Origin of the sequence: Synechocystis sp. LEGE 06083, assembly GCF_015207725.1 — a bacterium.
In the GTDB taxonomy this organism is placed as follows: Bacteria; Cyanobacteriota; Cyanobacteriia; order Cyanobacteriales; family Microcystaceae; genus Synechocystis; species Synechocystis salina.
Window position 1 is genome coordinate 1 of record NZ_JADEWJ010000105.1, and the last position, 11,338, is coordinate 11,338.

Consider the following 11,338-nt stretch of genomic DNA (forward strand, 5'->3'; position numbering starts at 1 on the left):
ATCAACAATGGGGGGCCCTTAACCCCACCCCCGTTTCCACCTCACCAAGCCCCCTTCCTCAACCAACTAAGATTAGGCCTTCCCAACCCCAAGAAAATCAGGGGAAACAATGAGGTTTACAGGGCAAATTGGTCATTTTTTCCTCTCCACGCTCCGTTGTCAGTGTGGCAAAATAGTACCAACGCTGAGGTTTGAGTATTAACCGATGGCAACAATTGCACCCCATTTTTGACCCGCCCCAGAATTTATGCCAGACCACGCCCTCGGCTCCGTTACCCAAGGTTCCCTTAGTAAGGGCTTGGAAGTACGTCTTCATGCGGATGTTTCTGTGGAAGAAATGCGGGTGGGCAAATTTTTAGTTATTCAGGGTAGGCGGTCGCGCTTTTTTTGTTTGCTTACCGATGTTTCCTTGGGCACTGCCAACCCCCGAATTTTGGCCAATCCCCCCCATATTAATGATGATTTTTTAATTGATGTCTTGGCCGGCAGTGGTACCTACGGCACGTTAGAATTGGCGCCCATGTTGATGTTAACGGAGTCAGCCACGGAACCAGGTTATGGCGAAAGTTTAACTGAACAAAGTAACGGCCATGGCGATCGCCAGAGTAATGGTAATGGTCTGGCCTCCTACCAAGCTAATAGTAATGCCGAGGTGGAATTGTTGCCGGTAAAAACTATTCCTGCCCACTTTAGCCAGGTATTTGAAGCCAGTGAAAGGGATTTTCGTTTAGTGTTTGGTTGGGAAGATGATCCATTTCGGCGCAATTTTGCCATTGGAGAACCGTTGGACATGGCGGTGCCAGTCTGCTTAGATTTAGACCGTTTTGTGGAACGAAGTAATGGGGTTTTTGGTAAATCGGGCACGGGGAAATCGTTTTTAACCCGCTTACTTATTTCTGGCATTATCCACAAGCAAGCGGCAGTCAATTTGATGTTTGACATGCACTCAGAATACGGCTGGGAAGCCATGAGGGAAGGCAAAACCGTTTCCACTGTGAAGGGGTTACGGCAACTTTTTCCGGGGGAAGTGGAAATTTTTACCCTCGATGCAGAATCCACTAAACGGCGGGGGGTGAGGGGAGCCCAGGAACTCTATTTAAGCTTTGATCAAATTGAAATTGAAGATATTCGTTTAGTGGGTTTTGAGTTGGGTTTGTCGGAAGCGGCGTTGGACAATGCCAATATTTTATTTTCTGAATTTGGCTCTGGTTGGATTTCCCGTTTACTGGTGATGACCAATGAAGAAATTAAGGTTTTTTGTGAAGAAAAACAGGGCCATCCCGGCTCCATTATGTCTTTGCAACGGAAGTTGAAACGACTAGAAAATTTAAAGTATCTCAAACAGGTTAGCGCCCACAACTACATTGACCAACTTTTGCAATGTTTGGAAGCGGGTAAACATGTGGTGATTGAATTTGGTTCTCAATCCAATTTGCTTTCTTATATGTTAGCCACCAATATGATCACCAGACGTATCCATGGCATTTACGTTAAAAAAGCCGAAAAATTTCTCCAAACTAAACACGTTGGCGATCGCCCGAGGCAATTGGTGATCACCATTGAAGAAGCCCACCGCTTTTTAGACTCCGCCATCGTCCATCAGACCATTTTTGGTACCATTGCCAGGGAAATGCGGAAATACTTTGTCACTCTGTTGGTGGTGGATCAACGGCCATCGGGCATTGACAACGAAGTTATGTCCCAAATTGGTACCCGCATTACCTGCTTGCTCAACGACGAAAAGGACATTGAAGCAATTTTTACCGGGGTGGCAGGGGGACAAAATTTGCGTTCCGTCTTGGCCAAGCTAGATTCCAAACAACAGGCGTTGGTGTTGGGCCATGCGGTGCCCATGCCGGTGGTGGTGCGTACCCGTCCCTATGACCAGCAGTTTTACAGTGAAATTGGTTGCCAAGATTGGCCGAGCATGACCGATGCTGAAGTATTGGCTGAAGCGGCGATCGCCAGGGAGGATATAGGCTTTTAGAGATTCACCAGGGGGATGCGATCAAAGCTTATACTTAAGGTTTGAAAGTAATTATCATCATTTCCATCCCCCCCACTGCTTTTTCCTTTGTCCACCCCAGCTTGTTCTTGAACGCCCAACGGCATGGTTTTTTGGAAACGCTTTTTCAATCCCGATTCAACTAGTTCACCATCCCTGGGCCCAACGGGGGCAGAAGAATTTCCCACCGATGACAGTGATAAAGGCCGGATATTTTTCACCACTGACCGGGACATTGACCTCTACGAGTTGGAGGAGTTATGTGATGCGGTGGGCTGGGCCCGACGTCCGATTCGCAAAGTTAAAAAGGCCGTAGAGTGCAGTTTTTTGGTGGTTACCATGTGGGAAGTGCGGGGCAATCGACGGCGACTGGTGGGGTTTGCCCGGGCCACTTCTGACCATGCTTTCAATGCCACCGTATGGGACGTGGTCATTCACCCCAGTCTTCAGAGCAAGGGTTTGGGTAAGGCCCTAATGCAATATATCATCCGCAAATTACGCCATTACGACATTAGTAATATCACCCTGTTCGCCGATCCCCAGGTGGTGGATTTTTATCGACGTTTGGGCTTTGTGCTGGATCCCGAAGGCATTAAGGGCATGTTTTGGTACCCAGACTAGTTCCTTGGATGATGGTTTTATTGTATTGATTAACTGGAATGGGAATGACTTCACGACCACGACCCCCCACCTAGGGTTCTCCCAAATCAGTAAAGGCTTGGTGGGCATTATTTTGTAGATAATCCACCAAGATGGAACGAATATCCCGACCGTAGCCAATCACTTTTAATCCAGGGGTATTTTCTGTCAGGTAATCCAAGCCCACTTCCTGTCCGGTTAACAAATATTCCATCAATGCCAGCCGATAGACCTTGTCTGGCTCAATGTCAGCGGGAGCCAAGCCCGCTAGCTGGAGATAGCCACCAGTGCCCCGATTTTTTTCCCCCTGGGTCAAAACTTTTTGTAACAAATCCCCCCTTATATCCACCGTTACCACCCGGCCGCCAAAGGGTAAGATGCGAATAATATCGTATTGGGTGATGGAACCAGCACTAAGTAAGTCATCAAGGCGCACCATGCCACCGTTGAACATCACCATGGCCGCTGCCGGATATTCGTACTGCATCGCCCGGGTAATTAGTCGTGTGAGATTGGTGGATCTGCTACGCACATGGGCATCGAGGGCATCGAGGGCCATGGGGGCTTTAACTACCACCGCCATGGGCTCAAATCCTGCTTGACGAAAAGCCGTAAAGCCAATTTCTTGCCATTGGTCAACAACTTGGGCTGTGGCAGGGTCCTCGGCGATCGCCGCAGTGATGGGTTGGAGTTGGGAATCAATTTCCAAACATTGCCGGTCCGTGTCGTAGGTCAGTTGGTGAATATAAACAGTGCGGGCATTGGCATCGGCCTTAAAAATCGGCGTTTGGGCCTGGGGACAACTTGCCGAACTGTCGGGCTTAATAATTAAATGGTTGCGCTGGATATTTTCGTGTTCATGGCCTCCCAAAATCAGATCTAATTCGGGAATGGCCTGGGCCAAGGCCAAATCCTGGGCTAGGGAAAGATGGGTCAGGGCCACCCAAACGTCCACTTCTCCCTCCAGACTTTGTATGTAGCGGCGGGCCGTGGAAATGGGATCACTATAGGTGACATAGTCAGCCGCATTGCTGTCAATGGTCAGGGCTAAAATGCCCACCTTCACTTCTCCCCCTTCCGCTCCGGGGATGGTCAAGATTTCGTAGGGTTTGATGCCCGTAAACTGATTGCCCGCACCATCGGCAATATTGGCTGATAACCACTGGAAATCCGACTCTGCAATCCGTTGCCTAAATTGCTGGGCACTAACGTCAAATTCATGGTTGCCCACAGCAGCATAGTCCAACCCCATGGCATTCAACACCGCCACCATTTGCCTCCCCGCTAGGCGATCGCCGTTGTAGAGGGCTGTGCCCAAAGCGGAAGGACTGAGAAAATCTCCTGCCAACACGGTGTAGGTGTGGGTATTAGCTTGTTCTAACTGCCGGCGTAAATTAGCCACCCGAGCCAAGCCGCCCCAACGGCCGTTATCTATGGGGGCAATTTCATACACATCGTTGAGCTGGAGCAGGGTAAAGGGAATGGTTTCTGCTCGGCAGACCGTGGCCATGGCCCCCCAGATTAGTAAGCCCCCCAGTCCCCGAGTTAGCCAAACCCTTTGATTTTTAACCATGATCGTGAAAAGAATTTTATCAACATAGCCCTAACCCCTCCATTGTGAAGCAAAAAGTCTTCAATGCCGCCCCAATTTTTCACTGACAGGACTTGAAAGACCAATGAAAAAAGCATTAAATGAGGACAAAGTACATAGATCTTCTCCACTCAACCCGGCTATATTTACCAACATTAGATGTAAGAAAGTTTCTTTGAAATAGGACGGCGATCGCCGATAATTCATCTATAGGGTGTCTCAGTTGGATGGTAGCAGTAAGTCAAAAGTAATTGTCAACTTGAGATTTTTTGATTTAAGACTTTCTCAATCATTGGCCTCAAATCTGGATTTTTACGAATTAGACGTTTGAATGAGCGTAAAGATTTCGATGTCCAAGCTATTTTGATATCTTCTTTCATTCTTGATCAAGGGCTTTCAAAAATTGGGCGACAGAATCACACTGAGCATCACCGTTTGTAACTTCTTGGCGGATTTCCTTGATATCTTGGGTTAATTATTCTCTTCTTTTTGCATGTAATCTTTTTTTGATAATATCAAGGAGAATTTCTTGATCGTCAAGGGGCAAGTTTTCAACGGATTTTATGGCTTTTTGGAATTCTGATGTTTTTAGCCTACATTCCGCACGTAGTACACCTTCGTCTGAAATCGAGTACGACGGCAAGCCTATTTCGGGGTTTGCCTCTTGCCCCCCAGTCAGTCAATACGAGAAAACTACGCTATATGTAGTGCTTCCCCGAAAGTTTGGTAACTATTGGTAGAGCCTGCGGAATGTTGGCTTCAGCCAAAGTTTTACCCCTAAGATTACGAGGGATTTTCATCTAATTACCAACAACTCATCTTTAATTAAGTGCAGTTTTATATTTGGTATTGATGGCTGATCAAAATAGTAACCTTTAACCGCTTCTATGACATTCTCTTTGAGTTCATCCCAAGTATCTGCTTGCGTGAAAATATTCTCCGTTAAGCCTTCAGCAATAAAGCCACCGTCTTCTTCCTGAGTTACCTCAATAACAATGGTATTTTTCATAATTCTTCCCCTAATCCGACACCCTAACTATACGCTAATTATCCGATCAATATAGCCTAGCCCCGTCAACTCAGGATGAAACCCCGTTATCGGCTCCGTAATCCAACTCAAAATCTTTAATAAAGTGGGCTTCCCTGCCCCATTGCGGCCAATAATGCCAACTAATTCCCCCGCTTCACCTCAAACGACACATCCCGCAACGCCACATGACTAATCCCCTTTGGCTGGTGGCCAATCATGTACTTCTTACCCAAATTTTCCACCCGGATCATCAAGTCCGACATAGAAATCTCAATCGAGAACCGATACCCATTAGCTTACTCAACAAAACTCCAACGGCGATCGGCCTTAACAAACCGTTACTGAGGAATCGCAGATAATATAGCCCTTAGTGCTTTATTGACTGCATCAGAAGTTTTAAAAACCTTGGCAATGTCAGGCTCTAAAACTACAGTTATTAACTCCTGTGGTTTTTCAGTTGCGAAGCGATTAGGATGTGCTTTACTGTAGTTGAAATTATACTCAGAAAGTAGTTCATCTTGTTCTAGTACTGTTTTAGGATCGTTGATACTGCTCATAATCTTTTCTCTCCTTATTGGTAGCAAGACGGGCACTGATAATTCGGATTATCCGGTTACGTTCTGTAAAACTAACTACGAGAAGATAGCCCCGGCTATTGTGGCCAATAATAATCTCCCGCTGCTCGTCGGTAGAATGCCATTCATCGTTAAAAATATAAGCTAGGGGATCATAAAATACCGTCTTTGCGTCCTCAAAACTAACGTCATGTTTACGAATGTTAAGTTCAGCCTTCTGAAAATCCCATTCAAATTGCAAATTCATTTTAACCCACCATCTATCTCTTCGTCGGCTCCGTAATCCGGCTCAGGATTTTCAACAACGTCGATTTCCCCGCCCCTTTGCGGTCAATAATGCCAACCAATTCCCCCCGCTTCACCTGGAACGACACATCCCGCAACGCCACATGACTAATCCCCCCTGACTGGTGAGTGACTATGTACTTTCTGCCCAAATTTGCCACCCAGATCATCAAGTCCGACATAGAAATTTCAATCGAGAACCGATACCCATTAGCTTACTCAACAAAACTCCAACGGCGATCGGCCTTAACAAACCGTTACTCCAACCCCGTCCAATAAAATTCTCATATGCGACTCGCCTATTTGTATTTAAATAAAATAACAAAAACATCATCAACTAAGCTCGACTTTATCCATTCAGAGAGCATAGCAAAATAGATGAATCTAAGTATCAAACAATTGGGTGGAAATTTTTACTACATGGGTGTTTCGGGGGGATGTGGGAAAAGTCTGAAATCGCCACAACTGTCGCCGAACCAAGGCCAGAGCATCGACAAAAGTAGGGTACTGCTTGGAGTACCAGGCGGCTTGAGGAAAAATCCAGGGAGAGTCTGACTGAGAGTGGTGAGCAAAGACGGTCACAAGGTCAAACAACGCTAACAGAGCCGGAGTGGTGCAGAGTATGACTTTATCGGACCACTGCCTCTGAGTTTGAATGCCAAGATGTGCCCGAGCCTCCTCAAAAGTAACTTCCACCTGCCAGCGTTGTCGAAACCATTGGAGAATTTCTAAAGGGGTTATGTCTAAATCAGTGCAGAGTAGAGCTTGAGATTGATATTGTCCTTGAGGAGCCCGGACTAATACCCAGTGAATGGGAACAGGGGGCATGCCCGTTTTGTACCAGACAGCGGTGTTGGAGGTGAATTCGAGGGGGTAATCAGACTGACCATACCAATCAGCTAGTATTGCAGTCTCCCAGCAAGTATCTAGGTCGTCAAGAATAGACTTAAGACTGGCTTGGTGACTGGACCAGATGGCACGATTTAAGACCCGATGATAGCGTTGAAATTGTTTGTCTTGTGCCAAACCCATCACCCACAAAATTGATGTCACCGTCCGCTTTTCTGGGGCAAGGATAGCTTCTATCAGTAAGACTACGGCTGAGGACCACACTTGCCCAGAGAACAAGCATCGGAAAGCAAAAATCAGAGGTAAAAATGTCTGTGGTATCATTGCTTTCACGCCTCGATTCATTATTTAATCCGATCTTCCACCCATTTCTTTCCCCATGGATAAAGTCGAGCTTAGAGAAACCGAGGGACTTTAACCAGTGTTTCAGCCTAATCAACTCCCAAATTGAGATAAATAGTGCTGTTACTAATGGAGGTGGAGCCAGGCTCTTGATTAATGGTCAGGGATCGTAAATTTTTAAACAGGGGTTTGAGGGACAACTCTAATACCCTCAGCACCGGCAATTGTTGGCTAAAAAATGGTTCTCCCCTTTGCCAATCGAGGTAAACGTAACTGTCATCGGGCAGAGTGGACAATGCCTGTTGAAATTCCGGTTGATCGGCCAAGGAAGGACTGGTTTGGTCTAACACTTGGGACAAGGCTTCGAGGGAACTAGCCAAAATCACCCGATCGCCGACTCGGCAATGGACACCCCTAACCTGAGTTTGTAGGCTGGTAATATTCCGCTTGGCCAGAGTTTGGAGACTAGTCCAAGCCAATATCCGTTGTCCCTGTAGATCCAAAGTTGATAATTGGTAACCAGCGGCGATCGCCAATTGATCTAAGTGTTCTAAAGCTAAGTCAGTGGCGGTGGCATCTCTGTCCCGGGCGGCAAATACCCAATCACTTTGGCTGGGATTAGTTTTGGGCAAAAAGATTAATTGATAATCGCTCTGCACCCAAGGAAAAATATCAGTGGTTAAATCCAAACCTAGGGGCTGTTGCCAATCATTAACTAACTTGCTCAATGCCTGTTGGAGGGGACTATGGGGGGCTAAGCCAGTGGCCAACTGTTGCCATTGTTGAGCTAGGTTTTGCCCATTAATGACTAAGCTACTGCTGGGGGGAAGATTAACTAAATCAGTCGCGACAGAAGAGCCATTGGCTGTTTCCGGCTCTGCGCCCCCCCTTGGTACCCCCGTTAAAGCAGTGTGGGCCACCAATCCCTGGGCTTGGAGAGACAAGGCCACCGTTAAAGTTTGCTCGATCGCCGTTTGGTCAGAATTTTTCTCTATGGCCGGTCGCTGGCCAAGCCAAGCAGAAAGGGCGGGAAAATTAGCATAAACTATGCCCAACTTTGGTTCGCTCAAACTAGCTAGGGCCTGTTGGTAAGTTTCGGTTTGGGCCAAGCTCAGGGAAGGGGCCTGCAAGCTATTCAATGCCTGGCGCAAAACCTGGGGATGATTGGCAAAGAGGACATAGTCTCCCACCACCGCACTGGCCAGTAAATTGCCGTTGGGCACCGGGCTAACGGGGTGTTTATAGGTAATCTTGACTCCCTGGTAACGGTCAAACACCAGATCCGTATCTCCGGCGATCGCCGCAGTGGCGTAGGACAGTTGCAAAAATTCCCGAGTCAGTTCTGGATCTTGGCTGTGAACCACCAATAGATATCCCGGTTGAGCCCCATTGGCCCCATTGTGGTCGTAATCTAAATCCGTCACCGCGAGGGTAACTTCCTCCCCCAACCAGGGTTTCACTTCTTTGCGATAATCCAGCCCCGTTTTAGCCAGCAAACTCTGCTCCAAATCCGCCAACTCCCGATGGGATCGACGCCGCCGCCCAGGATTAACTGCCAATTGGGTAAAGGCCTCCAGGCGATCGGGATTGACCAGCAAAGACACCATAATTGGTGATTGGCCAGGAATTAACCCTGGGGCCATGGGGCCACGGTTCACCCCTCCCTGGGTCAAATTAAGGGGGCTATGGCCGAGCACCAGGGCAGTGCCCCAGCCGGCTAAAGTCAATAAGAAGATTGCAACGGCGGCCAGTAGAACGAAAAAAGAACGGGGTTTCACAACGGACTGATACCCTCTTGCGACAATTCCTTCCCATTATCGGGGCTGTCGGCGGCCTTGCCCGATCTTTTTAGCTGTTTGAGCGGGAAAAATCGCTAAATAAAACCGGTTGTGAAAACCTCCCCGAAGCCGGTTCAGCAAAGTTGGCTTCCTGCTTATAGCTTCCTGCCAGAGTTTCTGTCGCAGGGGTCTTCATTGGCAACTACGGGATCAGTCGATCCGGATCAGGCACAACACTGGTTTTTGGATATGGAATATTCACTTTTTTACTTATTTGAATTTTTTTCAGCAAAATCCGCTGGTAAACGATCAATTTCAAAGTATTGGTGAAACTTGTCGGTGATCTCCAACCAATAGGATCTCCCTTCCGTTTGCTTTCTTTTACGAACAAAACCCGCTTCCACCAATTCCTGCACCTGTTGGTAGGCCCCACTGCCCCGTAGTTCGATCAATTCTGTTTGCAGTAGGGGGGATTTCATGGCGATCGCCGCCAGGGTACGGAGGCTAGCGGTGCTGAGGTCGGCGGGGACAAAATCTTGGATCAAATGTTGAAAGGCGGCCCGCAGTTGCAGGCTGTAACCCTGGTTTGTTTCGATAATTTCCAGGGCACTGTCCCGGTGGGCATAGTCCTCCATCAACTCCATCAGGGCATCCTCCACTAAAGGCCTTTCCTGGCCACTAATGCTGACCAAATCGGCGATCGCCACCGGTTTAGCCTGGAGATAAAGGATCGCTTCAATGGTGGTGGCAAGGCGCATTGGACAAGGAGAAGTATTTGGGGGAGGAGAACATCAGCGGCCAATGAGTTTCATGGCTTGGCCCGGACATTGTTTGATCACCTCGGGACGCAACTTTTGGCGCACATTGTCGGCATTCAACAAATCTCTACTACCCACTTCCGTAATCAAATAGGCCCTAGCCGCATCCCTAGCCACATCGGGGGATTTCCCTTCACTGAGAGCTTTGCAGATTAGTCTGGCTGCCGTTTGTATCTGAGCTTGGGTTGGTTCTGCGGCCATGGCTGAAAAAGTGGGACTAAGGACAAGGGGAGCGACAACAGTTAAACCAAGGGATGTCAATGCCCCAAGGCGAGATCGATTGCCCATAATAACCTCAGAAATAGTTGGGAAAACTCGTCCATCCGTGGCCATCAAGCCCCTAACCAAATAGCCGCTGGAGACGCTTACGCACCCAGTTCATAATATTACTATCTTCTTCCTCCAAAGCAAGGAGACCCTTGGTGGCCAGTTCTTCTTTGCGGCGCATTAACTCCCCTTGGTGTTCCCCCAAAGCATTGATAATGGCTTCACGGAAATCGGGGTTAGTTTGTAGTAACTGTTCAAACTGGGGAAACCGCACCACAAACAAGAGGCATTTTTCCTTGGCTTTGACCGAGGCGGTGCGGGGAATACCCAACATCAAGGCTAACTCACCAAAGAAACTACCGGGGCCCAAGCTGGCCAGCACCCGGCCTAACTTGTCGGTGTACACTTCCACCAGCCCGGAAATGACAATGTAAAAACCGTCGGCGGGCTCCTGTTCCCGAAAGAGCACTTCCTCTGGTTTGAGGGATTGCAACTGCCCAATTTCCACCAACTGGCGAATTTCCAACTCGTTTAAACTACCAAAGTAATCGCTGGATTTTAAGACTTGACTGAGGGAAATCATTGGCTCTTGTTTCCCCTGGTCAGGCGAAATTGGTAAATCTAAATCTGGCCGCAGATATTTGGCGATCGCCTCGGGATTTTTTAGCCACAGTTCCCGTTGGGGCCAGGGAATGCCAATGCCATTACGCTTAAAGTAAAAACAGATGGTGTAGCGCAGGGCACTGAGAATTTCCGGGTGCTGGCCCATGTATCTTTCCTCAATCCAAACCCAGAGCTCAAATTCCAAGGCATTATCGCCAAAATTCTGGAAAATAACCTGGGCCGGGGGAGTTTTGACCACGCAGGCTTGGCTATAGGCACACATCAACAGGGTTTCTGTCACCAATACCGGCTCCGTACCGTAGGCTACCCCCACAGATACGGTCAAACGCACCGTTTCCGTTTCGTAGTGATAGTTAATCACCTGATTTTCGATCAGTAGGCTACTGGGCAAAATCACCTTGGAACCATCCTTGAGCCCCACCACCACCGCCCTGGTGGACACTTCCCGCACATAGCCCTGGATGTTTTGGAAGCGGATGTAATCACCAATTTTCACCTTCTGCTCCACCAGCAGGGTTACCCCACTAACAAAATT

12 protein-coding genes and 1 pseudogene are annotated in these 11,338 nt (G+C 48.0%); 2 read left to right on the plus strand and 11 right to left on the minus strand.

Features of this window, described 5'->3' with window-relative positions; translation table 11 throughout:
- Window positions 1–247: 247 nt before the first annotated feature.
- Together IQ219_RS09695 and IQ219_RS09700 are read left to right on the plus strand one after the other, a co-directional pair.
- Complete coding sequence (locus IQ219_RS09695; protein ID WP_194019711.1) at window positions 248–1,987, plus strand: ATP-binding protein; 1,740 nt, start codon at window positions 248–250, stop codon at window positions 1,985–1,987.
- Between the two features lie 123 nt (window positions 1,988–2,110).
- A complete protein-coding gene (locus tag IQ219_RS09700; protein WP_190599640.1) occupies window positions 2,111–2,626 on the plus strand; it encodes a GNAT family N-acetyltransferase in 516 nt (171 codons plus the stop codon).
- A gap of 70 nt (window positions 2,627–2,696) precedes the next feature.
- Here the strand turns inward: IQ219_RS09700 and IQ219_RS09705 are convergent, their stop codons facing one another.
- The 11 genes and pseudogenes from IQ219_RS09705 to IQ219_RS09755 all read right to left on the minus strand — a co-directional run.
- Complete coding sequence (locus tag IQ219_RS09705; RefSeq protein ID WP_194019710.1) at window positions 2,697–4,217, minus strand: bifunctional metallophosphatase/5'-nucleotidase; 1,521 nt, start codon at window positions 4,215–4,217, stop codon at window positions 2,697–2,699.
- Window positions 4,218–5,031: 814 nt separating this feature from the next.
- Window positions 5,032–5,244 (minus strand): type II toxin-antitoxin system HicB family antitoxin, encoded by a 213-nt coding sequence (locus IQ219_RS09710; protein WP_194021190.1) that lies wholly within the window; start codon window positions 5,242–5,244, stop codon window positions 5,032–5,034.
- A 90-nt stretch (window positions 5,245–5,334) separates the two neighbouring features.
- Window positions 5,335–5,528, minus strand: a pseudogene (locus IQ219_RS20105) (ATP-binding cassette domain-containing protein); the annotation flags it as partial.
- 75 nt (window positions 5,529–5,603) lie between these two features.
- Complete coding sequence (locus IQ219_RS09720; protein ID WP_194072463.1) at window positions 5,604–5,822, minus strand: hypothetical protein; 219 nt, start codon at window positions 5,820–5,822, stop codon at window positions 5,604–5,606.
- Window positions 5,800–6,087, minus strand: coding sequence for a BrnT family toxin (locus tag IQ219_RS09725; RefSeq protein ID WP_194072464.1), 288 nt, complete (start codon window positions 6,085–6,087; stop codon window positions 5,800–5,802). The genes IQ219_RS09720 and IQ219_RS09725 overlap by 23 nt, the downstream gene beginning before the upstream one ends.
- Before the next feature lie 13 nt (window positions 6,088–6,100).
- Window positions 6,101–6,307, minus strand: a complete 207-nt coding sequence (locus IQ219_RS09730; protein WP_194072465.1) for an ATP-binding cassette domain-containing protein — start codon at window positions 6,305–6,307, stop codon at window positions 6,101–6,103.
- Between the two features lie 202 nt (window positions 6,308–6,509).
- A complete protein-coding gene (locus tag IQ219_RS09735) occupies window positions 6,510–7,238 on the minus strand; it encodes a hypothetical protein (protein WP_228016890.1) in 729 nt (242 codons plus the stop codon).
- 167 nt (window positions 7,239–7,405) lie between these two features.
- The gene (locus IQ219_RS09740) at window positions 7,406–9,094 is read right to left on the minus strand and encodes a DUF3352 domain-containing protein (protein WP_194072466.1); all 1,689 of its coding nucleotides are present in this window, start codon (window positions 9,092–9,094) and stop codon (window positions 7,406–7,408) included.
- Window positions 9,095–9,360: 266 nt separating this feature from the next.
- Window positions 9,361–9,852, minus strand: a complete 492-nt coding sequence (gene scpB, locus IQ219_RS09745; RefSeq protein ID WP_194020259.1) for an SMC-Scp complex subunit ScpB — start codon at window positions 9,850–9,852, stop codon at window positions 9,361–9,363.
- A gap of 33 nt (window positions 9,853–9,885) precedes the next feature.
- Window positions 9,886–10,200 (minus strand): hypothetical protein, encoded by a 315-nt coding sequence (locus IQ219_RS09750; protein WP_194072467.1) that lies wholly within the window; start codon window positions 10,198–10,200, stop codon window positions 9,886–9,888.
- A 52-nt stretch (window positions 10,201–10,252) separates the two neighbouring features.
- A partial coding sequence (locus IQ219_RS09755) for a cyclic nucleotide-binding domain-containing protein (RefSeq protein WP_194072468.1) occupies window positions 10,253–11,338 on the minus strand: 1,086 nt, incomplete at its 5' end.